The sequence below is a fragment of the Streptomyces sp. NPDC005820 genome (genome assembly GCF_040630255.1).
Lineage (GTDB): Bacteria > Actinomycetota > Actinomycetes > Streptomycetales > Streptomycetaceae > Streptomyces.
The window spans coordinates 48,207-74,609 of sequence record NZ_JBEXXE010000047.1 but is presented as its reverse complement, the minus strand read 5'-3'; the positions used below and the strand labels follow the sequence as shown (position 1 = coordinate 74,609).

Annotated in this window: 25 protein-coding genes and 1 pseudogene; 17 read left to right on the top strand and 9 right to left on the bottom strand. The window is 69.5% G+C overall.

Annotation, left to right across the window (positions count from 1 at the left end):
- The first annotated feature begins 61 nt into the window (after nucleotides 1-61).
- From ABZ464_RS41280 to ABZ464_RS41235, 10 genes are all read left to right on the top strand, one after another.
- The gene (locus ABZ464_RS41280) at nucleotides 62-1,282 is read left to right on the top strand and encodes an acetyl-CoA C-acetyltransferase (protein ID WP_359286948.1); all 1,221 of its coding nucleotides are present in this window, start codon (nucleotides 62-64) and stop codon (nucleotides 1,280-1,282) included.
- The gene (gene pcaD / locus ABZ464_RS41275; protein WP_359286946.1) at nucleotides 1,279-2,061 is read left to right on the top strand and encodes a 3-oxoadipate enol-lactonase; all 783 of its coding nucleotides are present in this window, start codon (nucleotides 1,279-1,281) and stop codon (nucleotides 2,059-2,061) included. The genes ABZ464_RS41280 and pcaD overlap by 4 nt, the downstream gene beginning before the upstream one ends.
- Nucleotides 2,051-2,821: a 3-oxoacid CoA-transferase subunit A gene (locus tag ABZ464_RS41270; RefSeq protein ID WP_359286944.1), complete on the top strand. Its 771-nt coding sequence runs from the start codon at nucleotides 2,051-2,053 to the stop codon at nucleotides 2,819-2,821. The genes pcaD and ABZ464_RS41270 overlap by 11 nt, the downstream gene beginning before the upstream one ends.
- Nucleotides 2,822-2,823: 2 nt before the next feature.
- Nucleotides 2,824-3,471 carry a 3-oxoacid CoA-transferase subunit B gene (locus ABZ464_RS41265; RefSeq protein ID WP_359286983.1) on the top strand — a complete coding sequence of 216 codons (648 nt, stop codon included), beginning with the start codon at nucleotides 2,824-2,826 and terminating at the stop codon, nucleotides 3,469-3,471.
- Complete coding sequence (locus ABZ464_RS41260) at nucleotides 3,468-3,959, top strand: nuclear transport factor 2 family protein (protein ID WP_359286942.1); 492 nt, start codon at nucleotides 3,468-3,470, stop codon at nucleotides 3,957-3,959. Before ABZ464_RS41265 ends, ABZ464_RS41260 begins: the two co-directional genes overlap by 4 nt.
- The gene (locus ABZ464_RS41255; protein ID WP_359286940.1) at nucleotides 3,956-4,873 is read left to right on the top strand and encodes a CoA ester lyase; all 918 of its coding nucleotides are present in this window, start codon (nucleotides 3,956-3,958) and stop codon (nucleotides 4,871-4,873) included. Before ABZ464_RS41260 ends, ABZ464_RS41255 begins: the two co-directional genes overlap by 4 nt.
- Nucleotides 4,870-5,862 (top strand): hypothetical protein, encoded by a 993-nt coding sequence (locus ABZ464_RS41250; RefSeq protein ID WP_359286938.1) that lies wholly within the window; start codon nucleotides 4,870-4,872, stop codon nucleotides 5,860-5,862. Before ABZ464_RS41255 ends, ABZ464_RS41250 begins: the two co-directional genes overlap by 4 nt.
- Nucleotides 5,859-7,127, top strand: a complete 1,269-nt coding sequence (locus ABZ464_RS41245; RefSeq protein ID WP_359286936.1) for a CoA transferase — start codon at nucleotides 5,859-5,861, stop codon at nucleotides 7,125-7,127. Before ABZ464_RS41250 ends, ABZ464_RS41245 begins: the two co-directional genes overlap by 4 nt.
- Nucleotides 7,124-8,338, top strand: a complete 1,215-nt coding sequence (locus tag ABZ464_RS41240) for an acyl-CoA dehydrogenase family protein (RefSeq protein WP_359286934.1) — start codon at nucleotides 7,124-7,126, stop codon at nucleotides 8,336-8,338. The genes ABZ464_RS41245 and ABZ464_RS41240 overlap by 4 nt, the downstream gene beginning before the upstream one ends.
- Nucleotides 8,339-8,569: 231 nt before the next feature.
- Nucleotides 8,570-10,243 (top strand): CocE/NonD family hydrolase, encoded by a 1,674-nt coding sequence (locus tag ABZ464_RS41235; protein WP_359286932.1) that lies wholly within the window; start codon nucleotides 8,570-8,572, stop codon nucleotides 10,241-10,243.
- A 207-nt stretch (nucleotides 10,244-10,450) separates the two neighbouring features.
- On the opposite strand, the gene ABZ464_RS41230 is transcribed toward ABZ464_RS41235, so the two are convergent.
- Together ABZ464_RS41230 and ABZ464_RS41225 are read right to left on the bottom strand one after the other, a co-directional pair.
- Complete coding sequence (locus ABZ464_RS41230) at nucleotides 10,451-11,680, bottom strand: IS110 family transposase (RefSeq protein ID WP_359286930.1); 1,230 nt, start codon at nucleotides 11,678-11,680, stop codon at nucleotides 10,451-10,453.
- Nucleotides 11,681-12,318: 638 nt separating this feature from the next.
- Nucleotides 12,319-12,870 (bottom strand): hypothetical protein, encoded by a 552-nt coding sequence (locus tag ABZ464_RS41225; RefSeq protein WP_359286928.1) that lies wholly within the window; start codon nucleotides 12,868-12,870, stop codon nucleotides 12,319-12,321.
- A 16-nt stretch (nucleotides 12,871-12,886) separates the two neighbouring features.
- Here ABZ464_RS41225 and ABZ464_RS41220 point away from each other — a divergent pair, with 16 nt between their 5' ends.
- The 4 genes and pseudogenes from ABZ464_RS41220 to ABZ464_RS41205 form a co-directional block, all read left to right on the top strand.
- Nucleotides 12,887-13,057 carry a hypothetical protein gene (locus tag ABZ464_RS41220; protein ID WP_359286926.1) on the top strand — a complete coding sequence of 57 codons (171 nt, stop codon included), beginning with the start codon at nucleotides 12,887-12,889 and terminating at the stop codon, nucleotides 13,055-13,057.
- Nucleotides 12,999-13,661, top strand: a complete 663-nt coding sequence (locus tag ABZ464_RS41215) for a transposase (protein WP_359286981.1) — start codon at nucleotides 12,999-13,001, stop codon at nucleotides 13,659-13,661. The genes ABZ464_RS41220 and ABZ464_RS41215 overlap by 59 nt, the downstream gene beginning before the upstream one ends.
- Nucleotides 13,662-13,709: 48 nt before the next feature.
- Nucleotides 13,710-13,889, top strand: coding sequence for an IS3 family transposase (locus tag ABZ464_RS41210; protein ID WP_359286924.1), 180 nt, complete (start codon nucleotides 13,710-13,712; stop codon nucleotides 13,887-13,889).
- A 667-nt stretch (nucleotides 13,890-14,556) separates the two neighbouring features.
- A pseudogene (locus ABZ464_RS41205) lies at nucleotides 14,557-14,915 on the top strand (enolase C-terminal domain-like protein); the annotation flags it as partial.
- 64 nt (nucleotides 14,916-14,979) lie between these two features.
- Here the strand turns inward: ABZ464_RS41205 and ABZ464_RS41200 are convergent.
- Entirely contained in the window at nucleotides 14,980-16,440 is a 1,461-nt protein-coding gene (locus ABZ464_RS41200; RefSeq protein ID WP_359286922.1) for an AMP-binding protein, read from the bottom strand.
- Between the two features lie 510 nt (nucleotides 16,441-16,950).
- Here ABZ464_RS41200 and ABZ464_RS41195 point away from each other — a divergent pair.
- The 3 genes from ABZ464_RS41195 (at nucleotide 16,951) to ABZ464_RS41185 (ending at nucleotide 20,668) form a co-directional block, all read left to right on the top strand.
- Nucleotides 16,951-17,400, top strand: a complete 450-nt coding sequence (locus tag ABZ464_RS41195; protein ID WP_359286920.1) for a hotdog fold thioesterase — start codon at nucleotides 16,951-16,953, stop codon at nucleotides 17,398-17,400.
- 210 nt (nucleotides 17,401-17,610) lie between these two features.
- Entirely contained in the window at nucleotides 17,611-19,338 is a 1,728-nt protein-coding gene (locus ABZ464_RS41190; RefSeq protein ID WP_359286918.1) for an acyl-CoA dehydrogenase, read from the top strand.
- A gap of 52 nt (nucleotides 19,339-19,390) precedes the next feature.
- A complete protein-coding gene (locus ABZ464_RS41185; protein WP_359286915.1) occupies nucleotides 19,391-20,668 on the top strand; it encodes a helix-turn-helix domain-containing protein in 1,278 nt (425 codons plus the stop codon).
- Between the two features lie 42 nt (nucleotides 20,669-20,710).
- On the opposite strand, the gene ABZ464_RS41180 is transcribed toward ABZ464_RS41185, so the two are convergent.
- The 6 genes from ABZ464_RS41180 to ABZ464_RS41155 all read right to left on the bottom strand — a co-directional run bounded on the left by ABZ464_RS41180 (nucleotide 20,711) and on the right by ABZ464_RS41155 (nucleotide 26,369).
- Nucleotides 20,711-21,163, bottom strand: coding sequence for a MaoC family dehydratase (locus tag ABZ464_RS41180; RefSeq protein WP_359286912.1), 453 nt, complete (start codon nucleotides 21,161-21,163; stop codon nucleotides 20,711-20,713).
- Between the two features lie 12 nt (nucleotides 21,164-21,175).
- Nucleotides 21,176-21,937, bottom strand: coding sequence for a 3-oxoacyl-ACP reductase FabG (fabG, locus tag ABZ464_RS41175; RefSeq protein WP_359286909.1), 762 nt, complete (start codon nucleotides 21,935-21,937; stop codon nucleotides 21,176-21,178).
- A gap of 345 nt (nucleotides 21,938-22,282) precedes the next feature.
- Nucleotides 22,283-23,134 carry an MBL fold metallo-hydrolase gene (locus ABZ464_RS41170; RefSeq protein WP_359286906.1) on the bottom strand — a complete coding sequence of 284 codons (852 nt, stop codon included), beginning with the start codon at nucleotides 23,132-23,134 and terminating at the stop codon, nucleotides 22,283-22,285.
- 40 nt (nucleotides 23,135-23,174) lie between these two features.
- The gene (locus ABZ464_RS41165) at nucleotides 23,175-25,196 is read right to left on the bottom strand and encodes an NADPH-dependent 2,4-dienoyl-CoA reductase (protein WP_359286903.1); all 2,022 of its coding nucleotides are present in this window, start codon (nucleotides 25,194-25,196) and stop codon (nucleotides 23,175-23,177) included.
- Nucleotides 25,197-25,313: 117 nt separating this feature from the next.
- On the bottom strand, nucleotides 25,314-26,213 hold the full coding sequence (locus ABZ464_RS41160) for an alpha/beta fold hydrolase (RefSeq protein ID WP_359286900.1): 900 nt from the start codon (nucleotides 26,211-26,213) through the stop codon (nucleotides 25,314-25,316).
- 6 nt (nucleotides 26,214-26,219) lie between these two features.
- Complete coding sequence (locus ABZ464_RS41155) at nucleotides 26,220-26,369, bottom strand: hypothetical protein (RefSeq protein WP_359286897.1); 150 nt, start codon at nucleotides 26,367-26,369, stop codon at nucleotides 26,220-26,222.
- Nucleotides 26,370-26,403: the final 34 nt, after the last annotated feature.

Below are 26,403 nucleotides of genomic sequence, written 5' to 3'. Positions count from 1 at the left end.
GGTTGCAACTCAGAGAAAAGTGATACTTCCGTTCACATGGCCATCGCTCTACGTTCAGCCCATGACGAAGAATGTCGTGATCTGCAATCCGGTACGGACGCCGGTGGGGCGCTACGGGGGAGCGCTGGCATCCCTGACCGCCGCCGAACTCGCGTCCGCTCTGCTGGGCGAGCTCGCCCGCCGGACAGGACTCGGTGAGGGGGACGTCGATGATGTCGTCCTCGGGCAGTGCTACCCGAGCGGAGAGGCGCCGGCCATCGGGCGTGTCGCCGCGCTCGACGCCGGTCTCGGCGCGGCAGTCCCCGGTCTGCAGCTCGACCGCCGCTGCGGATCAGGGCTGCAGGCCGTCCTGTTCGCCGCCGGACAGGTGGCCTCGGGCGGTGCTCGCCTGGTGGTGGCCGGTGGCACGGAGTCGATGTCCAACGTCGAGCACTACGCCAACGGCCTTCGGTCAGGTGGGACCTCCGGCGGGGTCGCACTTCACGACAGGCTCGTGCGCGCCAGGGAGACCGCCGGCGGGAAGCACTTCCCGGTCCCCGGCGGAATGCTCGAGACCGCCGAGAATCTCCGCCGCCAGTACGGGATCTCCCGTCAGGAGCAGGATGAGCTCGCGGTCAGATCCCACGAGCAGGCAGTCGCGGCTCACGAGGCCGGCAGGTTCGCGTCGGAACTCGTTCCCGTGACCGTCCCCGGAACGCGTCGGCGGCCCGACACCGTCGTCGACCGTGACGAGCATCCCCGGCCCGGTACGACCGTGGAGCGGCTCGGTGAGCTGACGCCGGTACGGCTCGCGCAGGACGCCGGTTCCACGGTCACCGCCGGCAATTCCTCCGGCCAGAACGACGGAGCCGCCATGTGCATCGTCACCACGAGTGAGGAGGCGGAGCGTCGAGGGCTCACCCCGTTCCTCACACTGAAGTCCTGGGCTGTCGCCGGCGTCAGTCCGGAGGTCATGGGTATCGGCCCCGTGCCCGCGACCGCTCAGGCTCTCCAGCGTGTCGGCCTGACCCTCGACGACATGGACGTCATCGAGATCAACGAGGCGTTCGCCGCTCAGGTACTGGCCTGTCTGCGCGAGTGGGACCTCGACGCCGACGACGAGCGACTCAACCCCAACGGCTCCGGTATCTCGCTGGGACACCCCGTGGGCGCCACCGGCGCCCGGATGCTGGCGACGATGGCCCACGAGATGGCGCGGAGGGGATCGCGCTACGGCCTGGAGACCATGTGCATAGGAGGCGGCCAAGGGCTCGCCGCGATCTTCGAGAGGGTCGAGCAATGAGCGCAGCAGTGGAGGTTCATCACATGGTGAGCGGGCGGGAGGACGGTCCGGTCCTCGTTCTCTCGCACTCGCTCGGGAGCACGATGGCGATGTGGGACGCGAACCTTCCCGAACTCGAAGAGCGCTTCCGTGTCGTCCGCTACGACACGCGTGGTCACGGCAGGTCGCCGGTTCCGGCAGGTCCGTACACGATCGACGACCTCGCCGATGACGTCATCGCTCTCCTCGATCGGCTGGGCGTCGCGAAGGCGCATGTCGTGGGGCTCTCCCTCGGCGGGATGACCGCGATGCGCCTGGCGGCGCGGCGCCCGGATCTGGTCGACCGCATGGTCGTGCTGTGTACCAGCGCCCGCCTCGGACCGTCGTCCGCCTGGCGGGAACGGGCGGAGCTCGTGCGCACCAGCGGCACTCGGACGGTGGGCGACGCGGTGGTCGCACGCTGGTACACCACTGCCTATCTCGATGCCCATCCCGAGGTTGCGGCCGCAGGCGTGGCCACGATCGCGGCGACTCCGCCAGAGGGCTACGCATCGTGCTGCGAGGTCATCGCCGCCATGGACCTCAGACCGGACCTGCCGTCGATCACGGCACCCACCCTCGCCATCGCGGGAGCCGAGGACCCGGCCACGCCACCGCCGCACCTGCAGCTGATCGCGGAGGGTGTCGCCAACGGCGACCTCCTGGTGGTCGACAAGGCAGCACACCTGGCCAGCGCGGAACAGCCGAGCAAGGTGACGCGAGCGATCCTTCAGCACCTTGGAGCGAGTGGTGAGCAGTGACAAGGTCGTTGCCGGTGCGGCCGCAGCGGTGGCCGACATCCTTCCCGGCAGCAGCGTGGCGGTCGGGGGCTTCGGACTGGCCGGCATTCCCTGGTTCCTGATCGAGGCGTTGCTCGACCAGGGTGCCGATGACCTGACCGTCATCTCGAACAACTGCGGAGTGGACGGCGGCGGGCTGGGACTGCTGCTGGAGGCAGGACGCATCAGTCGCGTCATCGCGTCCTATGTCGGCGAGAACCGGGAGTTCGCGCGGCAGTACCTCACCGGTGAGGTCACGGTGGAACTGACGCCACAGGGAACGCTGGCCGAGCGGCTTCGCGCGGGAGGTGCCGGGATCGGCGGCTTCTTCACCCCCACCGGGGTCGGCACCGCGGTGTCCGAGGGCGGACTGCCCTGGCGCCACCACCCCGACGGTTCTGTGGCGATCGCCTCTCCGCCCAAGGAGGTGCGCACGATCGCCGGACGGCAGATGGTACTGGAGCACGCGATTGCCGCCGACATCGCGCTGGTCAGGGCCACCGTGGCCGATCGCGCGGGGAACTGCCGCTTCCATCGTTCCGCACGCAACTTCAATCCGGCGGTGGCGACCTCAGGACGGCTGACCATCGTGGAGGCCGAGACGCTCGTCGAGGTCGGCGAGATCGACCCTGACGACGTCCACCTGCCGGGGGTCTTCGTGCAGAGAGTCGTCGCGCTCACCGCTCAGCAAGCCGCACGCAAGGACATCGAGAAGCGCACGACCCGTGTAAGGGAGGCATGAACGTGCCCTGGACAAGGGAGCAGATGGCGGCCCGCGCGGCTCTGGAGCTGCGTGCCGGTGAGTACGTGAACCTGGGTATAGGGCTGCCGACCATGATTCCGGCTTACCTTCCCGACGACGCCGGCATCACCGTGCACGCGGAGAACGGCATTCTGGGAGTCGGGCCGTTCCCGTACGACGACGAGGTCGATGCCGACCTCATCGACGCCGGCAAACAGACGGTCACCGTTCGTCCGGGCGCCTCGTTCTTCGGGTCGGAGGTGTCATTCGCCATGATCCGCGGTGGCCACATCGACGTCGCCGTGCTCGGTGCGCTCCAGGTGGGCGCCAATGGTGACATCGCGAACTGGATGGTCCCCGGCCGGATGATCAAGGGTATCGGCGGAGCGATGGACCTGGTCTCCGGCGTGCCTCGGGTGGTCGCCCTCATGGAGCACCTCACACGCGACGGTGAGCACAAACTGCTCGGCGAGTGCACTCTGCCGCTCACCGGCCGCGGTGTGGTGTCCCGCGTGATCACCGACCTGGCCGTGCTCGATGTCGCCGACGGGAGCTTCGCCCTCGTCGAGCGTGCGCCGGATGTCACGTACGAGCAGGTGCGCGCAGCCACTGGCTCGCCGGTTCTGGACCGAGAGGCGGTGGCCACATGAGCCTGGAGGACCGTGTACGGCGCCTGGAGGATCTGCACGCACTGCAGCAGCTCCGCGCACGCTACTGCCAGTACCTCGACGACAGACGCTGGGGGGAGCTCGTCGACCTGTTCACCCCCGACGGAACCTTCGTCGGGCTCTCCACCGCCCGCGGCCGCGCCGAGCTGCTGGCCTTCTTCCCGGGGCTGCTACGAGGGAGTCTGACCTCCTGGTGGCACTTCTCGGCCAACGAGACCCTGGACGTCTCCGGTGACACGGCGACCGGGGAGACATGGCTGCTCCAGCCGTGTGTCGTCGATGGCCAGGCCCACCTGGCCGCCGGCCGGTACACCGACCGAATGGTGCGGACGGCGGACGGCCACTGGCTGTTCGAGGAGCGCCGGGTCACGTTCTTCTGGTGGTCGGACCTCGCGGACGGCTGGAACGCCGGCCACTTCGCCTGGCCCCCCGCGCGTGCCGCGGCCGACGATCGGTACCCGCCGCGATGACCTCGGGAACATCGACCACGGAGCCCGCGCCGCGCTCCTGCCTGGTGGTGCCGGCGACAGACGAACGCAAGATGGCCAAGGCTCTCTCCTCTATCGCCGACGAAGTGGTGCTCGACCTCGAGGACTCGGTCGAGCCGGACAGCAAGGCGCGCGCGAGGGAGCGTGCCGCCGAAGTCATCGCCCGGAACGGACCGCGTCGCGGCCTGCCCAGGCTTGCCGTCCGTGTCAACCAGGTCGGCACCGCATGGTGCCATCTCGACCTGCTTGCCGCGGTGGGTGCTGCGCGAGGCCCCCTGACCGTCGTCGTGCCGAAGGTCGAGAGCGCCTCACACCTGGGGTTCGTCAGCCACCTGGTGTCGGGTGCGCTGGCGGCGGAGGACACTTCGCCGCGCCCGGACATCCGACTGGACGCGCTCGTCGAGTCCGCCGCGGGACTCCGGAACCTGGACGAGGTCCTCGCCCTCGGAGACCCGCTGCGCGCCGTCGTGATCGGATACGCCGATCTCGGAGCGGATCTCGGGTGCGACCTCGGCACGACCTCGGCCGGTGCCGAGGCGGTACGGGCGGCGGTCCGGAGCAGGGTGCTGACGGCGGCGCGGGCGGCGGGTCGCCTCCTGCTCGACGGACCCTGGCTCTCCGTGACCGCCGACGACGACTTCGTCACCAACCGGCGGCAAGCCCGCGAACAGGGCTTCGACGGAAGCTGGGCCATCCATCCCGCCCAACTCCAGGTCATCAACGACCTGTTCACCCCCTCGACGGACGAACTGCTCTGGGCCCGGCGCGTCCTCGATTCCCTGGCCGCCGCCGCTTCGTCCGGCGCCGGCGCGGTGGCGCTGGACGGTCAGATGCTCGACGAGGCGATCGCCGTACGCGCGCGCCGGGTTCTGGCTCTCGCGGAGGCGCGCCGATGAGCGAGACAACTTCCCCACTGCGGGCGCGGGGCCCGTACTTCGACGAGCTGAAGCGGGGTCAGGTGTTCGACGACGCCCCGCCGGTCACGCTGACGTCGGGTGGGGCCGCGCTCCACCAGGCCATCGTCGGCGACCGACTCCGCTACGCCACGGACCACATCGCGGGCACGAGGCTCACGGGTCGCGGCGCTTTCGCCCACCCTGCCTACGTGTGGGACACGGCGATCGGGCAGTCCACGTCAGCCACCCACTTCGTCCGGGCGAACCTCTTCTACCGCGGCCTGCGGTTCCTCAGCTTTCCCGTGCTCGGTGACACGCTCCACACGCGCACCACCGTCGTCGCTCTGCGGCAGAACACGCGACGGCCCGGGCGCCCCGCCACCGGGCTGGTCGCTCTGCGCGTCCAGTGCGCCGACCACCGCGGCTCCCCCGTGCTGGACTTCCACCGCTGCGCCATGCTCCCGCTGAGCCCAGAGGCTCAGGACACCGGTCACCACGACGACCTCAGCGAGATCGGCACCGACGCGCCGTCCTCGGAGGCCGCCCTCGAAACCCTGGACCTGACGGGGCACCGGAGCAGGACCCTCCCGATGGCAGGGACGCTCATCGAAGTCGTCGGTGGCGACGTGGTCACCTCGGCCCCGGAACTGGCACGTCTGACCCTCAACATGGCACAGGTGCACCACGACAACCGGGTCACCGGCAACCGGCTGGTGTACGGCGGTCACACCATCGGTGTCGCCGCCGGTCACGTCGCCCGAGCGCTGCCCGACACGGTCGCCTTCCTCAGCTGGGAGTCCTGCGACCACACCGGCCCCGTGTACGAGGGCGACACTCTCCGCACGATCATCGACGTCCTCCGCACGGCCCCCGGGCCGGCCTCCACCGTCATGGCGGCGCTTCGGGTACGTGTGACGGCCGAGTCCGAGTCCGTCGACAAGGGAGCTGTCCGGAACGTACTGGACTGGCGCTGCGAGGTTCTGACATGAGACCGCCGACACCTACGACTGCCCCGCTGGCCGGCCTGCGTGTGGTCGAGGCCACCAGCTTCGTCGCCGGGCCGCTCGCCGGCATGACCCTGGCACAGATGGGCGCCTCCGTTCTCCGGATCGACCCGGTCGAGGGGGCGGTCGACGGAGGTCGCTGGCCGCTGGACCGCTCCGGGCGAAGTCTCTTCTGGGCCGGTCTCAACAAGGGCGTTCGTTCCGTCGCCCTCGACCTGCGTCACGCCGAGGGACAGGAGTTGGCCACCGCCCTGGTCACCGCTCCGGGCGACGGCGCCGGACTCTTCGTCGACAACACCATCGGCCGGCCGTACTTCGACCACGATCTGCTGCGATCCCGTCGCGACGACCTGGTGCACGTCCACATACAGGGCTACGCCGACGGCCGAGCCGCCATGGACTACGCCGTCAACCCTCGATACGGCGTCCCCATGCTGACCAGGCATGCCGATCTCGACCGCCCGGTCAACCATGTCCTGCCCGCCTGGGACATCGCCACGGGTCTGCTGGCCATCTCCGGACTGCTCGCCGGCCTTCATCGCCGTGCGACCGACGGCAGCGGGTCCCGCATTGATCTCGCACTCGCGGATGTCGCCGCCGCGCACGTGGCCCACCTCGGCTGGCTGGCCGAGACCGAGGAGCACGGACACGACCGCCCCCGCCTCGGCAATCACATGTACGGAGCGTTCGGCGTCGACTTCAGGTGCTCGGACGCCCGGCGCGTCATCGCCGTCGCCATCACCCGCCAGCAGTGGCGTGACCTCGTCCGCGTCACCGGCACCGAGGAGGTCTTCAAAGTGCTCGAGACCGCTCACGACGTCGACCTCGACGAGGAAGGCGCCCGCTTCGAGTACCGGGCGCTGATCGAGGCCGTCCTCGCGCCCTGGTTCGCACGGCGTACGGCCGCCGAGGTTCTGCGTGCCACGGCCGGCACCAGAGTGATGGTGGGCGAGTACCGAACGCCGCGGGAGGTCGTCGAGGCCTATCGCCGGGGCGAGGAATCAGCCGTGCTGGTCGACGCCACGGCCGAAGGACGGCCTCCGATGGTCACCGCCACCTCGCCCCTGCGCTGGGACGGACGGTATCCCGAGACGTCGGCCGCCCCCCGGTTCGGTGCGGACACGGAGTGGGCACTCAGCGGAGTCCTCGGTCTGTCGGACCGGGAAATCGGTTCCCTCGTCGGCCGCGGTCTGGCCGGCCCCCACCCTCCCACCACATACCACCCGACAGCGCGAAGGAGCGTGTCATGAGTCGCCTTTGCCGGACCGACGGACTCACCGAGGAGCAGACCGAGATCCTCAAGGTCGTCCGGACCTTCGTGGACGAGCAGATCATTCCGGTCGCGCAGGAACTCGAACACGCCGACGACTACCCGCAGGCGATCGTCGACGGCCTCAAGGAAATGGGCGTGTTCGGCCTGACCATCCCCGAAGAGTACGGCGGCCTGGGTGAGTCGCTGCTGACCTACGCGCTCGTGGTCGAGGAGATCGCTCGTGGCTGGATGAGCGTCTCGGGAGTCATCAACACCCACTTCATCGTGGCCTACCTGCTCATGCAGCACGGCACCGAGGAGCAGAAGCGGAAGTACCTGCCGCGGATGGCGACCGGTGAGGTCCGTGGGGCGTTCTCGATGTCCGAGCCGGGTCTGGGCTCCGACGTCTCCGCGGTCTCCACGAAGGCGACCGTGTCGTCGCAGGAGGACGACGGCACCCCGCTCGAATACTCCATCACCGGCCAGAAGATGTGGGTCACCAACGGCGCGACCTCGACCCTGGTCGCGCTGCTCGCCAAGACCGACGAGGGCGCCGACTCGGTCTACAAGAACATGACCACCTTCCTGGTCGAGAAGGACGCCGGCTTCGGCGTGACCGGGCAGGGCGTCACCGTCCCCGGCAAGATCGACAAGATGGGCTACAAGGGCGTCGAGACGACAGAACTCATCCTCGATGACCACCGCATCTCCGCCGGCCAGATACTCGGCGGCAAGCCGGGCAAGGGCTTCTTCCAGATGATGGACGGCATCGAGGTCGGCCGGGTCAACGTCGCGGCCCGCGCCTGCGGCCTTGGCTGGCGTGCCTTCGAGCTCGGCATCGCCTACGCCCAGCAGCGCAGGACGTTCGGCAAGGCGATCGCCGAGCACCAGGCGATTCTGTTCCGCATCGCCGAGATGGCGACCAAGGTCGAGACCGCGCACACCATGATGGTCCGCGCCGCTCGTCTGAAGGACTCCGGCCGGCGTATGGACGTCGAGGCTGGCATGGCGAAGATGGTCGCTTCGGAGCTCGCGAGCGAGGTCGTCGAGGCCTCCTTCCGCATCCACGGTGGCTACGGCTACTCGAAGGAGTACGAGATCGAGCGGCTCTACCGCGAGGTCGCGTTCATGCTCATCGGTGAGGGCACCTCGGACATCCAAAAAATGATCATCGGTCGCAGCCTGCTCAAGGACCACAGACTGGTCTGACTGCGGTTTTTATCACCGTAAACTGATCAGTTCCCTTAGATAGGCCCAAACTGGGACGCACCTCGGGGCTCACTCCGCGTTCATGAGGTCGGCCAGTACGCCAGGCCTCTCCAGGGCGATCAATGAAGTGACCGGCCTTCGGGATCTGCACCCTCATACGGGGGTGGTGCGCGCGGGGGCCTGACCCGACCATGGCGCGTGAAGACGTCTTGGCACGCAAAGGAGCGGCACATGACGGAGATCCAGATCGAGTTCGATGTCCCGGCGGAGATGCGCGACGGCACCGTGCTGCGCGCGGACGTGTACCGGCCCGGCGGTGCGGGGCCGTGGCCGGTGCTGCTGAGCCGGATGCCGTACGGCAAGCAGACGCCTCTGATGTCCATCGTGTTCGATGCCCCGGCGGCGGCCCGGCGCGGGTTCATGGTGGTCATCCAGGACACCCGTGGCCGGTTCGCCTCCGAGGGTGAGTGGGACCCGTGGACGCACGAGGAGAGCGACGGGTACGACACGGTGCGCTGGGCCGCAGCCCTGCCCGGCTCGAACGGCTCGGTGGGCATGGTCGGCGGCAGCTACTTCGGCCACACGCAGTGGATGGCGGCGCTGTCCAAGCCGCCGGAGCTGAAGGCGATCGCCCCGTTGATCACGTGGTCCGATCCGGACGACGGGCTGTGGACGCGCGGCGGTGCGATCGAGCTCGGCGTGACCGTGCCCTGGTCCCTCCTCCAGGGCGCCGACACCCTGATGCGCCGGCACGGCACCGACCCCGCCACGCTCGTGAGCAGCCTCGGCGGGCTCGTACAGGACATCGACGGCCTGTCCCACGGTGGTTACGGGGAACTGCCGGCTGGACGCTTTCCCGCGTTCGCCCGGCACGACCTTCCCGAGCTGGGCTACGAGCGCTCCCGGCGAGAACCGGAGTGGGCGCGGTTCTGCACGGTCTCGGGCCGCCACGACGAGGTCGACCTGCCGACCTTCCAGCTCAGCGGCTGGTACGACATCTTCAGCCAGGGCACGCTCGACAACTTCACCGCGATGCGCCGCGCCGACCGGTCCGCCACGCTCGTCATGGGCCCCTGGTCCCACATCAGTTGGCGGCACGTGCTCGGTGACGTCAACTTCGGGTTCGCCGCGCACTCCGACTTCATGGGTATGCGGGGACGCGTTCACGACATGCAGCTGGACTGGTTCCAGCGCACGATCGGTGACGGCGAGCCGCTGGAGCCGGACACGGGCAAGGTGCTGCTGTTCGTCATGGGCGTCAACCAGTGGCGCGAGGAGACCGAATGGCCCCTGTCACGGGCCGTGGACAAGGACTTCCACCTGCGCGCGGACGGACGCCTGACCCCTGAGCCGCCGGCTGTCGCCGAGCAGGCGGAGGAGTTCGTCTACGACCCGATGGACCCGGTACCCACGACCGGCGGGGCGCTGCTGATGACGGACGAGTTCCGGCCCGGGCCGCTCGACCAGAGGGACGTGGAGGCGCGCGAGGACGTCCTCGTCTTCACCACCGAACCACTCGCCGAGGACACCGAGGTCACCGGCCGCGTCAAGGCGATACTCTTCGCCGCCACCGACGGACCCTCGACCGACTGGGTGGCCCGCCTGTGCGACGTCGACGAACACGGCATCTCCCGCAACGTGACCGACGGCATCGTGCGAGTACGGGAAGCGACACCGGGCGATCCCGCCGAGCACGTCGTCGACCTGTGGTCGACCAGCATCGTCTTCCGCGCCGGCCACCGCATACGGGTCCAGATCACCTCCAGCAACTTCCCCCGCTGGGACCGCAACCTCAACACCGGCGAACCCGAGGACACCGCGACCACCGCACGAACAGCCCGCCAGCAGATCTTCCACGACCCCACCCGCCCCTCCCGCATCATCCTGCCGGTGATCCCGGCCTGACAGGAAACCGGGGAAGGGCCGACCGATCCGTTGCGCCGGTGGGAAAGGCGGCCGCGGTGGCTTCGGCGGAGGGCAGCAGACATCCCTTCGCCGGGGCGATGGCGGACTCGGCAACCCGCCGCACCCGGCCCAGGCCCGAGCCACACGGCTGTCCGCCCCGGGCAGCATACAACTGACGCTGAGGTGAAAACCTTCCGCGGTTGATTGTCAGGCTGCGGGAGGTTCGGCGGTGATCTGGTAGCCGAGGTCGCGGAGCTTGGCGAGGTGGTGGGCGGCCTGGCGGTCGGGGGAGTTTCGCCGGGTGAAGTAGTCGGCGCCCAGGTCGTGGTAGGGCTGGTTGCGCGCGAGCATGTGGTAGATCGCGACGACGATGGAGTGCTCGACCGCCTTGAGGGCGCGGGCGTGTCCGCGGCGGGGTTTGATCCGCTGGTACTGGGCGTGCAGGTAGCTGCCCTTGGAGCGGATCGCGGCCATGGCGCACTCGTGCAGGGCGGCGCCGAGCCACTTGGGGCCTTTGCGGGAGCGGCCGGTGCGGGACTTGCCGGCCGATTCCCAGTTGCCGGGGCAGACGCCGGCCCAGGAAGCCAGGGCCTTGGCCGAGCCGAAGCGGCTCATGTCCGTGCCGATCTCGCCGGTCAGCATCTGGGCGCTGCGCAGGCCGATGCCAGGGATGGTGACCAGCAGCTGGAGCTGGGCCAAGTGTGGGGCCAGGACGGCTTCGATCTCCTCGCCGAGGCGGGCGATCGCCTCGTCCAGGTACTCCAGTTTGGCCAGGATCTCCGCGACGAGTACCCCGTGGACATGGCCGAACCGACCGTCCAGGGCCCTGCGCAGGAGCGGGATCTTGGAGCGGAGCTTGCCTTTGGCCAGGTCGGAGAGGACCCGCGGGTCACGGGTGCCCTCGGTCAGGGCGGCCATCATGGCCCGTCCGGAGACGCCGAGGATGTCGGTGGCGACCGAGGACAGTTTCACCCCTGCGTCCTGCAGGACTTTGTCCAGACGCTGGGCCTCGCGGCCGCGTTCGTCGATCTGGGCCTTGCGGTAGCGGGTGAACATCCGGGCTTCGCGGATGTCCCTGGGCGGCACGAAACTCGGTTTGACCAGGCCGTGCTGGATGAGCTGGGCGATCCAGGCTGCGTCGGCGACGTCGGTCTTACGCCCGGGGACGTTGTGCATGTGCCGGGCGTTCAGGAGCCAGCACTCGGCCGCATCCTCCACCGCGTAGTACACGGGCTTCCAGTAGACGCCGGTCGATTCCATCCCGATCAGAGTGACCTGGTAGGCCGTCAGCCAGTCCCGCAGCGCGAGCAGGTCCGGCCAGGTGGTGCCGAAGGTCTGGGTGATTCCTTCGGGTGGTTCCTCGGGGACGCGGACGTTGGCCACCACGGTGTCACGGTGCACGTCCAGTCCGGCACAGCGCTCTACGACCCTCTCCACGGCTCATCCCTCCCTGCGGTGCAACCGGCTCGCCGGCGCCGCCCCGTGGGAGGCCCCTTCTCGAAGAGTCTGAGGTTCGTGCTCGCGGCAACCACATCACGTGCCCCGGGCCTCCCGCGCCACACTGTTGATCGGGCTCCAGGGCACCACAGAGTCCCGGCGTCAGCGGGGCGTGCACCACCGAGTTTTCATCCACCGCAGGCGGCACGACAAGGCCCGGGATCACTGTTGGCAAATGAGGGCCTGCGTGACGACGGCCTGCACGCCCCCGCTGGGGTGTGCAGGCCGTCGTTGTGTTTGGGACGGACGCATCGAGTGCTCTTCCTGGTCGACGCCTACTATGACGCGTCCGATTTCCTTCAGGCCGTGCAGGACACGGGGCCCGTTTCGTGCTGCGCTCTAGCCGCAAGCGGCTCACGACGGATCGCTGTCCTCTGCCCGTCGTCTCCAGCCCGCCCGCCGCCGTGGCCCGGCAGAGGAGGGCGCGTCGCCTGTCCGGCGCCGCGGCGGTCAGTCCTGCGGTGGCATCTCCCGGAATCGGGCCGCGAGTTCGCTGCGGGAGCGGATGCCGAGCTTGGCGTAGATGTGTGTCAGGTGGTCTGCACCGTCTTGACGGAGATGAACAGTTCCAGGGCCGCCTACTGGTTGGTCGCGCCGGCTGCGACCATGCGGGCCACGGCCTGTTCCTGCGCGGTGCGTCGGGCCATGCCGGGGGCGAGGCGAGCGGTGTGCATTCCACCCGCCTTCAGCTCACGGTCGCAGCGCTCCACATAGGTGCGGGCGCCGAGTGCGGCGTAGGCGTCACGGGCGTTCCGCAGGACGGTGTCGGCCTCGCGGCGTTTGCCGACGCGGCGCAGGGTCTGCCGGTAGGCGAAATTGACCCCGGCGCCGTCGTACGGGAACGGCAGCTGGTCGAGATGGGCGAGCGCCTGCTCGAACTCCGTGCGGGCGGTGTCGATGTCGCCCCGGGCAGCCGTGAGCCGGCCGCGGGCCAGGCCCAGGCGGGCCATGGCGGAGCGGCGGGCGCGGCGGGCGGCCAGGTCCTCGTGCGGGGCGAGGAAGGTGTCGACCTCGTCGAGACGGCCGGTCATCACCAGGGTGTTGGCGTACAGGTCGGGCCGGGGCCAGAAGCCTGGCTCGTCGACCGACAGCCGCCACTTGATCCGGGCATCGCTGCGGCTGGCCGCCAAGCAGCACCATCCGGGCGTGGTGTCGGCGCTCAGGGCCATCTACACCGCGCCGACCGAACAGGCCACCGAGCAGGCCCTCGCGGACTTCACCGCTTCGGAGTTGCAGCACCGCGCCGAGCGCGCGGAGACTGTCCTGCCGGTGCGCAGGACGACTGGTACCGTACCGCGGAGTTGCTCCTGGCGATGAGGTTGCCAGCCTTGTCGTACTCCACGCGAGCCGTCGCGTACTGAACCGAGAACCCGGGCACCGGGCTGCCGCTGAAGCGGGGATCGTTGGCACCTGGCTCCTCTGCGGGGAGATCCGCGGCCTGGGCTATCGCGGCAGCGAGCGCACCGTCCGCCGCCACCTGCAGACCCTGCGCGCCAGCGGCCAGCCCGCGCCGACCGTGGCCCAGGAACTGACCGTCCGGCAGGCGACAAGACTGCTGACCAGCCACCCCGACCACCTCGACGAGAACGGCACCGTCAGACTCAAGGAACTGCTCGCCCGCTGCCCGGAGTTGGACAGCGTTGCAGCCTGCGTGCGCACCTTCGCCGAGATGATGACCGAGCGGAAGGGGCATGACCTCGCTGACCGGCTCGGCCGGGCCGAGGCCACGGGCTTCACCTCCCTGGCCAGCCTCGCCCGCGGGCTCCGCCAGGACTTCGACGCCGTCACCGCCGGCTTCACGATGGAGTGGAACTCCGGTCGAGTCGAGGGCAACGTAAACCGGGTGAAACGGATCAAGAGGGATGGATATGGGCGCGCCGGCTTCGACCTACTCCGCCTGCAGATCCTTCATGCGGACTGATCGATATCACAGCCAGTCACGGCTCCACAGCAAGTGGATCAGAACCGCTTGTCATGGCCGCCGTCACTCGCCCTGTTCGAGTACATCGACGGCTTTTACGACTCCCGGCGCATCCAGAAGCGGCTCGGCTACCTCAGTCCGATCGAGTTCGAGGAGAAGCACTACGCCGACCAGGCAACGGCCGAACGAACGAACCTGAAACCCCGTCAACCCGCCCTGACCAGCTGATCAGCACCTCCCGCACGCCGGGGGAACCTCAGGGGGGTTGTCGCACTGGTCGTCGTCCGGGACAAGGTCGTGCCCCGGCCGTACCTCGGTCTCCTCGATTGCCATGTGGTGGCCCGGCGCAGACGGATCGCGGGAACGAGCAGGGCACTGCAGTCGGCGGGCAGGAGATCGCCCCCCGTGATGTTTTCCGCGGTCCTGCAAGAGGGTTGCTGGCCTCCGGGCCCGGCATGGGGTCCCCCCTGTCGGACCCGTTCTTGTGTGCGCCGCGGCGGATCATCTGGTGGGCCGAGTAGCCGGTGTAGGTCGAACAGGTTTCTCGCCGGGGTGATCTTCTGGAGGTCGGCGCATGAAGGCAGGGCCCCTTGGTGGCTCGGAGGTGCGAACCGAACCGATCAGTACCCGGAGGCCCTGTTGTCACAGTTGTACGCGCTCACGCCCGCTGATCTCAACTCGGGTTCCCGATCGCGTGATTGCCTCGCGCACGTGTACGGGAATGCGGCCGATCATCCCGATCGGGTGCGCCGCTGTCCGTCGGACATGACGGACGCGGAGTGGGCAGCCATCCGGACGTTGCTGCCGGTGCCGGCCTGGCTCCAGAGGCGGAGCGGACAGTCCAAGGGCTACTGCCACCGCCAGACGCTGGATGTGATCCGCTATCTGGGGCGCGGCCCGGCCGGACATCAGCCACGCCGGCGGAATCTCCGAGACCCGCTGGGTCGCCGCGATGGCCGAGACCTACGACGTCCTGGTAGACCACACTGCCCACTCGGTCCGATCGCCCTCGCGGCCAGCCTGCAACTCGACTTCGCGATCCCCAACTTCCTCCTCCAGGAACAGGCGCTGGGCATCGGCTACGGCGACAGCAGCGGGCTGCTGGTCTACCTCGCCCACACCACGCTGCCCTTCACGTTCCGCGACGGCTACATCGACCGCTCTACCGCGCCCGGCCTTGGCATCACCATCGACGAGGACGCGGTCCGCGCCGACGCCGAACGCGGCCACCGCTGGCGCAACGACGTCTGGCGCGCGGCCCGGCGGTGCCGGGCCGGGGCCGAGAGGGAAGGCCGCCACCGAGCGGCCTCCCCCTGTTTCAGCGATCCGCGCCGACGCGGCCGAGCCTGGCTCGCAGGGCGGGCTTGTCGATCTTTCCGACGTGATTGCGCGGCAGGGCGTCGACCACGTGGAAGTCAACGGGGTGCTTGTACTTCGCCAGAGATCCGCCGCAGTGGTCGAGAAGCCTCTCGGTGGTGAGGGCCGAGTCCGGGCGCAGGACGACGAAGGCGACCGGCACCTCGCCCAGGCGTGTGTCGGCGGCTCCCACCACGGCGGCCTCGAAGACGTCGGGGTGCTCGCCGAGAACGGTCTCGATCTCCTTCGGGTAGATGTTCACTCCCCCTCGGATGATCATGTCCTTGATACGGTCCACGAGGACCAGATAACCGTCCTCGTCGATGCGGCCGACGTCCCCGGTGTGCAGCCAGCCGTCCTGAACCGCGAGGGAGGTCTCCTCCGGACGTCCCAGATAGCCGCGCATGACATTGGGGCCGCGCAGCACGACCTCGCCCGTCTCCCCCGCTGCCGCCGTCCTGCCGTCCAGACCCACGACGGCGACCTCCACGCCCGGGAGCGGAAGGCCGACCGCACCCGGCTTGCGCGGGCCGCTGAGCGGGGTCACCGTCACGACGCAGGTGGACTCCGACATGCCGTAGGCCTCATGGATGGGAATGTCGTACCGGCGTTCGAACCTCTCGATCAGTGCAGGTGGCAGCGGTGCGCCACCGGAGATGGAGAACCTGATCGACGAGCAGTCCGGCCGAACGTCTTCGGGAAGCTCGGCGAGCATCATGAACATGGTCGGCACAGCGGAGAAGAAGGTCGGCCCCACTCGCTCGACGTAGTCGAAGAACGTGTCCACCTGGAATCGGCCGGTGACGGTCACCCTGGCGCCGCCCAGCAGCGGCATCAGGAGGCTCACCATGATCCCGTTGATGTGGAACAACGGCAGGATCAGCAGGCTGTGATCGGTGTCGTCCATATCGGTGACCTCGACCAGCATCCGCCCCATGGCCGAGACGTTGGCATGGTCGAGCAGCACTCCCTTGGACCTTCCAGTGCTGCCGCTCGTGTAGATGATCAGAGCCAGGGACTGCGGATCCGTGGACGGCGCGACGGGCTCGCCGGACCGGTCGTCCCGCAACGCGGCAGCGGGGAGGCTCCCGGCGAACGGGGCGGGCTCGGGCGTGATGACGACGACGGCTCCCGAGTCAGCGATCTGGTACCCGGTCTCTGCCTCGGTCAGCCTCGGGTTGATCGGCGTCACCGAAGCGCCGAGCCGCCAGGCGGCGAACAGGGCCACCACGAACTCCACGCCGTTGGGCAGTATCACGCCCACCACGTCTCCGGGCCCCACGCCGTGCTCGCGGAGAACTCGGGCGGCCTGCACGACGCGCGTGAGGAACTGGGCATTGGTGAGTTCGACGGCATCGTCACCGACGCAGGGATCCTCGGGGGCACGCTGGGCCCGCAGATCCGGAAGGGCAGCGAAATGCATGACGGCTCCTCGTCCCGTGCTCCCCTCGCCGGTGAGGGGGAGATGCGGAAGACGCTAGGCAGAAGGCCGGCGGACGTCCTACGGGCACGGAGCACGAGACTGTGGACGGTTGTCGTGCTCCGAGCACAAGGAGCCGCTCCGCCTCGCGTCAGCTTTCCGGTACACGCGGGGAGGCGAAGCCTCGAATCCCCGCGAGGCTGACGGAAAAGCCTGCGGCGTTCGCCTCCCGCGCAAGAGTCTCCATCGGCGTGCTCTCGGCGGCAGGGGTGTCCAGGCGACCACCCGGCCAGGACCGACCCGGCCGCGTTCCAGGAGGAAGCCGGACCGCGTCGCTCCTCGCGGCCAGCGCCGTCGAGGCCGGCCGACGGCTTCGACCGACCCTTGCCTGACATATGCAAAGCGAATAAGGTTATGACACTTCGCAGGCTGGCCGTCCGACGGAGAACGATCTCGACCTCGGCACCGACGGTCTCGGCCCGTCGCCCCCGGACACGATTGGAGCCCAGTCGCATGGGCGAACTCAGCACCCCGACACCCCCTCTGGGAATCGGCGACTTCCGCATTCCCGACGGGCCCCTCCCCACCCGACTGGGAATCTCCGTCCTCGAAGCGACCCCGGAACGCGTGGTCGGCACGATGCCGGTCGAGGGAAACACCCAGCCGTTCGGTCTGCTGCACGGCGGTGCCTCAGCCGCCCTCGCCGAGACGCTCGGCTCCGTCGGAGCCATGCTCCACGCCGCTCCGGACAAGGTCGCCCTCGGCGTGGATCTCAACATCACGCATCACAGGGGCGTCGGATCCGGCGACGTGACCGGCGTCGCGATCCCCGTCCACCTCGGCGGCTCCGCCGCCACGTACGAGATCACCATCAGCGACGCGCAGGACCGCCGTGTCGCCTCGGCTCGTCTCACCTGCGTGCTGCGCCCGGCCCCGGCCGCCCCGAACGGCACCGCCTTCTGACCGACGCCGGGTTCGGCGACGGCGATCTGCCCTCCCCCCGCCCACGCGTACCTTCGCTCGACTTCTTCTTGCGCACCGTCTCACTGGAGCCGCCATGTCCTCCCACCCGTTCCCCTTCCCGGGCAAGACCTGCCAGGTCACCCGCGGCATCCGAAGCACCGGCCACGCGACCGCCGAAGCCGCCCTCCGTACCTGCCCGGGGAGCGTGTGATGACGGAATACAAGGCTCCGGTGGCCGAGTACGACTTCCTGCTCCGCCACGTCGTCGACGGCTCGCACATCCTGGACGTCACCACCGACGGCGAGGTGGACCTGGACGACGTCCGCGACATCCTTGGGCATGCCGGCGCCCTCGCTTCCGAGGTTCTGGCCCCCCTCAACGCGGTCGGGGACCGTGCGGGGAACACCCTCGCCGACGGCAGGGTGACGACCGCGCCCGGTTTCACGGAGGCGTACAAGGCGTTCGCCGGAGGGGGCTGGATGGGCATCGGCCTCCCGCGTCAGGCCGGTGGCGAAGGCATGCCGGCGGTGGTCTCCAACGCCGCCACCGAGATCTGGTGTGCCGCGAACATGGCGTTCGCGCTGGGGCCCGGTATGACCATCGGTGCCGTGCACGCGATCTTCAACGCCGCGGAAGAGAAGATCAAGCAGGTCTACCTGCCGCCCCTGGTGTCCGGTCAGTGGACAGGAACGATGAACCTGACCGAGCCCCAGTCCGGCACCGACCTCGCCGGGATCCGTACCACCGCCCGGCCCCGCCCGGACGGCAGTTGGGCGGTGAAGGGCCAGAAGATCTTCATCTCCTGGGGCGACCACGACCTCACCGAGAACATCGTCCATCTCGTTCTGGCCCGCACCGAGGGCGCGCCCGAGGGTCTCGGCGGGCTCTCGCTGTTCGTGGTGCCCAAGTACCTTCCGCGGCCCGACGGAACCCCGGGCGAGCGCAACGCGGTCCACACCGTGTCCCTGGAACACAAGCTGGGCATCCACGCCAGCCCCACCGCCGTACTCGACTACGACGACGCGGCCGGCTGGCTGGTCGGCACCCGGCACCGTGGTCTCGAAGCGATGTTCGTAATGATGAACCACGCCCGAGTCGCCGTGGCCGCCCAGGCACTGGGTGTGTCCGAGAGGGCCTTCCAGCAGGCCGAGGCATACGCGGCCGAGCGCGTCCAGGGCGGCGTGGTGGGCAGGCCGGCGGGTACTCCCATCGCGGAGCATCCGGATGTACGGCGGCTGCTGCTGTCGATGCGCAGCGGCATCTCCGCCATGCGCGCGTTGCAGATCCAGGTGGCCGCCTGGCTCGACCTGGGTCGCGGCGGAGAATCCGCCGAGGAGCAGCGGTTCGCCGAGTTCTTCGTCCCCGTCCTCAAGGGCTGGCTCACGGAGAACGCCGTTCAGATCACCTCGGACGCCCTCCAGGTGCACGGCGGGATGGGCTTCATCGAGGAGACCGGCGCCGCCCAGTACCTGCGCGACGTCCGGATCACCCCCATCTACGAGGGCACCACCGCGATCCAGGCGAACGACCTGGTCCGTCGCAAGGTGGCACGCGACGGCGGCGCCACCGCGGAGGCGGCCTACGCCCTGGTGGAATCGTGCCTGCCGGCGCTGCGAGGCCACAACCATCCGGTCGCCGAGCGCACCGCGCACCGTCTGGTGCGGGCTCTGGCCGCCGGTCGCCAGGCGACCGCGGCGCTGCTGCATCAATCCCGTGACAACCAACGGGACGCCCTCGCCGGCGGAGTCCCCTACCTCATGCAGTGGGGCCTGCTCGCCGGCGCCTGGATGCACGCGCGCATCCTCCTCGCCGCGCTCCGGACACCGGAAGACCCGTCCTCGGCGCGACGGGTTCTGGACGCCGACTTCTACGGTGCCCATCACCTCAGCCGGGTACCGCAGTTGACCGAGATCATCGCAGCCGGAGAGATCGTGTGAGTGTCCGGTTCCGCGCCGCGCCCGGCGCATGAGACGAGGAGCGAGCCCTGCCATGCAACCGACGTTGGCAGAAGGGGCGCTTGCCGCCCTGGTGTCGGACCGCCTTGTGGCGATGCGGGACGCCGTGCTCGCGGATGTCGTGCGGACGGTCCGCGCGGAGATCGGCGAGTTCGACCGGGACCCGGTCGCGCGCTCTCTGCTCGAAGCGAGCATCACCGAGAACATCGTGGCGGCACTGAACTTCTCCGCCCGGGGCATCGACGCCGAGCACATCGAGACCCCGACCGCGGCCCTGGCCCACGCCCGGCTGCTGGCCCAGCGCGCCATTCCCCTGTCGGCGCTCGTACGCTCGTATCACGTCGGGCACGCACAGGCCCTGAGGCTGTTCTTCACGGCGCTGGACGATCTCCCCGCCGACGAGCGGGCGCATCTGGTCGTCGTGCTGGTCGACCGGGGCGCGAAGTACATCAACAGGGTGTGCGAACAGGTCAGTCGTGCCTACGAGAGCGAGCGCGACCAGTGGCTTGCCGACCGCGGCGGCGTCCGCCAGTACTGGGTCGGCAAACTGCTGGGCGGCGGCCCCGTCGACCGGGCCGCCGCCGAACGGGCACTTCACTATCCTCTGGACGCCGTGCACCTCGCCTGCACGATCTGGCCGGCCGGGGAGATGACACCGTCTCAGCTGTCCTCCGCCGTCGAGGACGTTCGTGCCTGCCTGGTGGCCGAGGTGGGCGCCCGGGCCTCGCTCGTGGTACCGACGGACGCGCAGGAGAGCAGGCTGTGGCTCGCCCTGCCCCCCGGCGTCAGCCGCCGTGAGCTCGGCGGCCTGGAACCTCCGGCCACGACGCGCCTGCACGTATCCCTGGGCCGACCCGGCGCCGATCTGGCCGGTTTCCGCGCCTCGGCGCGCCAGGCCGCGCAGGTCAAGGAGATCATCGCGACCCGGCAGAGCCGGGCGGCGCGCCCGGGCACCGGATCCCAGCGGTTCGCGGAACCGCAATGGGTGCGCTACGACGACCTCGGGCCCGTCGCGCTGATGGCCGGTGACCTGGCGGCCGTCCGCGAGTTCACGGTGGCGACGCTCGGAGCGCTCGCGCAGACGGGGGTCCGCAACGCCATGCTGCGCGACACGCTCGGTACGTTCCTCGATCACCACCGGAGCCACACGGCGGTCGCGGGGATCATGAAACTGCACCGGAACTCGGTGCAGTACCGGGTGCAGCAGGCCACCGCGCTGCTTCCGGCGGCGGCCCGCAGTCTGGAGCACGACTTCGACATCCGTGCCGCGCTGCTGCTCGTGCACTGGCTGGGCGACGCGGCTCTGGCCTGATCAACCGGAGTCGATCAGGCCAGAGCCGCGTCGCCCGGCGACTCACTCCACCAGCAACGACACCGTCTCGGCGACACAGACGGGCTTCTCGCCGCCCCGGCGCTCGATCGTCACGCGGAAGACGGCCTGCGCTCCCTGCGGACCGCGCTTCAGCTCCAGCAGCTCGACGGTGCCGCGCACTTCGGAGCCCACGGGGGTCGGCGCCGGGAAACGCACCTTGTTGCTGCCGTAGTTGATGATCGTGGCCAGGCCCTCCACCTGGGCCGCCTCGACCAGCAGCACCGGGATCAGGGACAGCACCAGATAGCCGTGGGCCACCGTGGTGCCGTAGGGGCCCTTCGCCGCCTTCTCGGGGTCCACATGGATCCACTGCCGATCGCCGGTGAGGTCGGCGAACCGGTCGATGTCATCCTGGGTCAGAGTGTGCCACTCGCTGTGGCCCACGACGGTGCCGACCGCTGCCTCGAGTCCGTCGAGGCCGTGGTAAGTCTTCATGTCCAGTCTCCCTCAGGCCTTGGGGCCGCCGGCCACGTACAGGACCTGGCCGTTGACGAACGACGAGTCCTCACGGACGAAGAACGACACCGCGGCGGCGACGTCGGCCGGTTCGCCGACCCGCTGGACCGGAATGTTCTGGGAGGCGTACGCCTTGAGTTCGTCGAAGGTCAGGCCGACCCGCTCCGCGGTCCCGGCGGTCATGTCGGTGGCGATGAAGCCGGGCGCGACGGCGTTGACGGTGACGCCGAACTTGCCGAGCTCGATGGCGAGCGTCTTGGTGAATCCCTGCAGACCGGCCTTGGCGGCCGAGTAGTTGGCCTGGCCCCGGTTGCCGAGCGCGGAGTCGCTGGAGAGGTTGACGATGCGGCCCCAGCCCGCGTCGGTCATGTACTTCTGAGCGGCGCGGCTGACCAGGAACGAGCCGCGAAGGTGCACGTTCATGACCGTGTCCCAGTCGGCGGCGCTCATCTTGAACAGCAGGTTGTCGCGCAGTACCCCGGCGTTGTTGACGACGACCGTGGGCGCGCCGAGCTCATCGGCGACATCGGCCACCGCACGCTCGACGGCCTGCTCGTCGGAGACGTCCGCGCCGACGGCGAGGGCCCGGCCGCCGGCCCCTTCGATGCGGGCGACCACGGGCTTGCAGGCGTCGCCGTCGAGGTCGAGCACGGCGACGGCGAGGCCGTCCGCGGCCAGGCGCTCGGCGACGGCGGCGCCGATGCCGCGCGCCGCCCCGGTGACGATCGCGGTCCTGAGGGTGGCTTCGGTCATGAAGGTGTTCCATTCCTGAGCCGGGCGCGATGCCCGCTCATGCCAGTGCCACAAGGCGCGCCGCGCGCGTGCCATGGGCGGAGAAGAGGGACGAGTGGCCCCTGTCGGTGGTGGGGAAGTCGGCTGCGGAGTGCGCTCGTTCCCCGTGCGACGGCAGAGGAGCGGGACCGCGTGGTCCGTGGCGCTCCGGGGTGCGTCTCCCGTCGCGACGGCAGTGGACGCGGCCCCCTCAGGCCGCACGCCGGCGAAGCCGGCTTCGGCGGACGTCCGGGGAGCGCCCGCGCCGTTCGCCGGGAAGCACCGCGGCGCGAGAACCGCGGCGCTGTCGATGCCGCGAGCGGAATCTCAGCCCTTCACCGAACGGGCCGAGCCCCACAGAGCCCCCGGATTGACACGGTCCGGGTGGATCTCCAGCATCGCCCGGTACAGCTCCTCGGTGGAGCCGGTGCGCGCGACGCAGTCCTCGAAGTCATCGATGTACGCGCTGGTCTCGGCAAGGATGTCCGGGGAATCGGGCCGGTCGGGACGCTTGTGTCCCGCGACGACATGGTCCGGGTCGAGGCCGGCGATCGCGTCGAGCGCCTCCTTCCACGCCATGCGGCCCGCGCTCGGCGACTCGGCGAGATAGAGGTGCACATCGTTGTAGGCGGCGTCACCGGCGACGACGAGTCCGATCGACGGGACGTGCAGCGCGGTCGTGTCGTCGGTGTCGGTGTGACCGAGCGGCACGATCGTCAGCTCCCGTCCCTCGAGTTCGAGCACCATCTCGTCCACCGGGTCGGCGGCAAGGAGGCGGTGCGGGATCTGGCCCGGGAACCTCGTGTTCCAGAAGCTCTCGACGAACCCCGGTTCCATCTGCTTCGCCATGTGCTCCACGACCGCGGGTGTGGCGACGGGTCGGGCGCTCGGGAAGCGCTCGAGGACGGTCGCCAGTCCGAACCAGTGGTCACCGTGTCCATGGGTGACGTAGATCGTCGTCAGGTTCCGGTCGAACGACTCCACCCACGCGGCGAGCGCGGCGGCCTGCTGGGCCGTCATGACAGGGTCGACGAGAACCGCGTCACGGTCGCCGTAGACGAGAGTCGATGAAATCGGTGACCACATCCGCCTCTCCACACCGGGCGGCCTGTCACTGATCGCTGTCGGGATCGAGGGGGAGACGTGGACCGCGTACCGCAGGTCCCTCTTGCCGGCCATGGCCTGCTCCTGTTGTTCGGATACGGAGTGTGGGGACTGTTCAGAGTGCCGCCGCCAGCTCGGTGCCCTGACGGATGGCCCGCTTGGCGTCGAGTTCGGCGGCGACGTCGGCCCCGCCGATGAGGTGGACGGACCGGCCGGTCTCGCGCAGTTCCTCGTACAGGGCGCGGTTCGGCTCCTGCCCCGCGCACAGCACCACCGTGTCGACCGGGATGAGCTGTGCGCTGCCGTCGACGGTGATGTGCAGGCCGCCGTCCTCGATGCTGTCGTAGGTGACTCCCGCCACCATGGTGACGCCGCGATGCTTGAGCTCGGTGCGGTGGATCCAGCCGGTGCTGGTGCCGAGCCCCGCGCCCACCTTGCTCGTCTTGCGCTGGAGGAGATGGACGGTCCGGGACGGCTTCGCCTGTTCCGCCGGGCCGAGGCCGCCGCGGTCACCGTAGTCCGTGTCGACGCCCCAGTGCCGGGAGTACACCTCCGGGTCCAGGCTCGCCTTCTGGCCCGGGTCGGTCAGGAAGGCCGCGACGTCGAAGCCGATGCCGCCCGCCCCGATGATGGCCACGCGCTCGCCGACCGTGACCCGGTCACGCAGGACGTCGAGGTAACTCACCACCTCGGGACGGTCCTGACCGGGAATCCCGGGGTCTCGGGGCGTGACGCCGGTGGCCAGGACGATCTCGTCGAAGGAGTCCGCGAGCAGGCTCTGTGCCGTCACTCGGGTGCCCAACCGCACCTCGACGCCGTGCTGTTCGAGCTGGATGCGGTAGTACCGCAGCGTCTCGTCGAACTCCTCCTTGCCGGGGACGCGCCGGGCCAGGTTCAGTTGACCGCCGATCTCCTCGGCGGCATCGAACAGGGTGACCTGATGGCCGCGTTCGGCGGCCGAGACGGACAGGGCCAGACCGGCGGGGCCCGCTCCGACGACGGCCAGGCGCTTGCGCCGGCGCGTCGGCGACAGGACCAGTTCGGTCTCGTGGCAGGCCCGCGGGTTCACCAGGCAGGTGGTGATCCGGCCGCTGAAGACATGGTCCAGGCAGGCCTGGTTGCAGCCGATGCAGGTGTTGATGGTCTCGGCACGTCCGTCACGCGCCTTCGCCACGAAGTCGGGGTCGGCCAGGAACGGACGGGCCATGGACACCAGGTCAGCCCGGCCCTCGGCCAGCAGCTGTTCTGCGACCTCCGGCGTGTTGATCCGGTTGCTGGTCACCAGGGGAACGGAGACGGCTCCCATCACCTTCTGGGTGACCCAGGTGAAGGCTCCGCGCGGCACAGAGGTGGCGATGGTCGGGACGCGGGACTCGTGCCAGCCGATCCCGGTGTTGATGATGGTCGCTCCTGCCGCCTCGATCGCCTTGGCGAGGGTGACGACCTCGTCCAGGGTGCTGCCGCCGGGCACCAGGTCGAGCATGGAGAGCCGGTAGACAAGGATGAAGTCCGGTCCGACCCGCTCGCGTGTCCGGCGGACGATCTCGACCGGGAAGCGCATCCGGTTCTCGTAGTCGCCGCCCCACTCGTCGGTGCGGTGATTGGTCGCGGGAACGATGAACTCGTTGATCAGGTAGCCCTCGGAGCCCATGATCTCGACGCCGTCGTAGCCCGCCGCCTTGGCGAGTTCGGCCGCCCGCACGAACGACTGGATCGTCTCCTCGACCTCCTCGCCGGTCAGCGCGTGCGGCACGTAGCGATTGATCGGAGCCTGGATCGCGCTCGGCGCCACCAGGTCCGGGTGGCTGGAGTACCGGCCACCGTGGAGGATCTGCATGGCGATCCGGCCGCCCTCCCGGTGCACCGCCTCGGTGATCACCGCGTGCTGCTCGGCCTCGGCCTCCGTCGCCATCCGGGCGGCGCCGGGGGCGAGCCGACCGCGGTCGTCAGGTGTGATCCCGCCGGTGACCATCAGGCCGACGCCACCCCGTGCCCGCTCGGCATAGAAGGCGGCCATCCGTTCGAAGCCTCGCTCGGCCTCTTCGAGGCCGACGTGCATCGAACCCATGATTACCCGGTTCGGAAGCGTCGTGAAGCCGAGATCGAGCGGGCTCAGCAAGTGGGGGTATGCGGTCATCGGTACGACTCCTCGTCCTGGAGACTGTTGGCATGGGGGCTGGGGCCGGGCAACAGCCCGAAAGGGAACGGCACGCCAGGTGGGCGCCGGCCGCCGCGGCCGGCGAGCGCACACGCGCTACGCCTGGAGATGCTCCCGGAACCAGTCCAGCGCTCCCGTGCTGGCGCGTTCGAACTGGCTGCCGTACGGGTCGAAGTGGCCACCGGGAATGAGGATCAGCTTCTTGGGCTCGAGGGCCTCCTCGTATGCCTCGAGAGCGACGTCGGTCACGGTCAGGTAGTCGGCCTCTGCGACGATCATCAACAGCGGTGTGGGCGAAATCCTGCGGACGAACTGTCCTGGGTCGTACATGCGCGCCATGCGGGTGGAGCGCACGGTCACCCGGTTCTCCCAGACCGCGTCCTCAGGCAGTTCCTGGAGATAGAAGTCGACGGCGTCGTCGGAGTAGTACGACGCGCGGACCGCCGGATCCGAGCTGACGATCCGCTGGTAGCGGACCGGTTCCCCGCGGGCGGCACCGCGCTCCTCCTCCGCGAACCCCTCTTCGAGAGCGGGAACGAGATGCGGAGGAACCCGCCGAAGTGCCTGCCGGTAGCCGCTGATGTTCGGAACCTGCGCCACGACGGCCTTCAGGCGCCGGTCGGTGGCACCGAGCACGAGGGCATGCCCGCCGGCGTAACTGCTTCCCCAGACACCGATCCGGTCGGCAGCGACCTCCGGCTGCGCCTCGAGGAAGGAAATCGCCCGACGCCAGTCCTCGGCCTGCACCCAGGGATTGACGTCCTGACGCGGCTCGCCGTCACTGGCGCCGAACGTGCGGTGGTCGTGGAGCAGCACCGCGAAGCCCGCCTCGGCGAAGCGCCGCGCGAAACCCTCCAGTGCGTGCTCCTTGACACCGGCGTAGCCGTGAGCCATCGACACGGCCGGATGCGGGCCTTCGCCTTCCGGCACGAAATACCAGCCGCGCAGAGTCACCCCGCCCTCGGCGGTGAATGCCACGTCTCGCCTGTCAACCATGGTGTGTCAGTCCTCTCCACGCCGGGCGGGTGGGAGACCGATCCGGTCGCCGACCCGCGGCAACCGGTACCGGGTGAGCGGGAACCAGCGGTCCACCCGCTTGCCCGGCCCGGCGTCCCAGGCACCTCCGGGACCGGAGAGCACCATTGCCGTCATGGCGGTCGACCGTAGCAGCTACGTACATAGGTTA

What these genes read in the sequence shown, in the direction of transcription:
- ABZ464_RS41200 (WP_359286922.1), bottom strand. Translation starts at nt 16,440, where the DNA reads ATGCATTTCGCTGCCCTTCCGGATCTGCGGGCCCAGCGTGCCCCCGAG.
- ABZ464_RS41165 (WP_359286903.1), bottom strand. Translation starts at nt 25,196, where the DNA reads ATGACCGCATACCCCCACTTGCTGAGCCCGCTCGATCTCGGCTTCACG.
- ABZ464_RS41180 (WP_359286912.1), bottom strand. Translation starts at nt 21,163, where the DNA reads ATGAAGACTTACCACGGCCTCGACGGACTCGAGGCAGCGGTCGGCACC.
- ABZ464_RS41260 (WP_359286942.1), top strand. Translation starts at nt 3,468, where the DNA reads ATGAGCCTGGAGGACCGTGTACGGCGCCTGGAGGATCTGCACGCACTG.
- ABZ464_RS41185 (WP_359286915.1), top strand. Translation starts at nt 19,391, where the DNA reads ATGCAACCGACGTTGGCAGAAGGGGCGCTTGCCGCCCTGGTGTCGGAC.
- ABZ464_RS41240 (WP_359286934.1), top strand. Translation starts at nt 7,124, where the DNA reads ATGAGTCGCCTTTGCCGGACCGACGGACTCACCGAGGAGCAGACCGAG.
- pcaD (WP_359286946.1), top strand. Translation starts at nt 1,279, where the DNA reads ATGAGCGCAGCAGTGGAGGTTCATCACATGGTGAGCGGGCGGGAGGAC.
- ABZ464_RS41190 (WP_359286918.1), top strand. Translation starts at nt 17,611, where the DNA reads ATGACGGAATACAAGGCTCCGGTGGCCGAGTACGACTTCCTGCTCCGC.
- ABZ464_RS41155 (WP_359286897.1), bottom strand. Translation starts at nt 26,369, where the DNA reads ATGACGGCAATGGTGCTCTCCGGTCCCGGAGGTGCCTGGGACGCCGGG.
- ABZ464_RS41255 (WP_359286940.1), top strand. Translation starts at nt 3,956, where the DNA reads ATGACCTCGGGAACATCGACCACGGAGCCCGCGCCGCGCTCCTGCCTG.
- ABZ464_RS41245 (WP_359286936.1), top strand. Translation starts at nt 5,859, where the DNA reads ATGAGACCGCCGACACCTACGACTGCCCCGCTGGCCGGCCTGCGTGTG.
- ABZ464_RS41250 (WP_359286938.1), top strand. Translation starts at nt 4,870, where the DNA reads ATGAGCGAGACAACTTCCCCACTGCGGGCGCGGGGCCCGTACTTCGAC.
- fabG (WP_359286909.1), bottom strand. Translation starts at nt 21,937, where the DNA reads ATGACCGAAGCCACCCTCAGGACCGCGATCGTCACCGGGGCGGCGCGC.
- ABZ464_RS41280 (WP_359286948.1), top strand. Translation starts at nt 62, where the DNA reads ATGACGAAGAATGTCGTGATCTGCAATCCGGTACGGACGCCGGTGGGG.
- ABZ464_RS41170 (WP_359286906.1), bottom strand. Translation starts at nt 23,134, where the DNA reads ATGGCCGGCAAGAGGGACCTGCGGTACGCGGTCCACGTCTCCCCCTCG.
- ABZ464_RS41160 (WP_359286900.1), bottom strand. Translation starts at nt 26,213, where the DNA reads ATGGTTGACAGGCGAGACGTGGCATTCACCGCCGAGGGCGGGGTGACT.
- ABZ464_RS41195 (WP_359286920.1), top strand. Translation starts at nt 16,951, where the DNA reads ATGGGCGAACTCAGCACCCCGACACCCCCTCTGGGAATCGGCGACTTC.
- ABZ464_RS41235 (WP_359286932.1), top strand. Translation starts at nt 8,570, where the DNA reads ATGACGGAGATCCAGATCGAGTTCGATGTCCCGGCGGAGATGCGCGAC.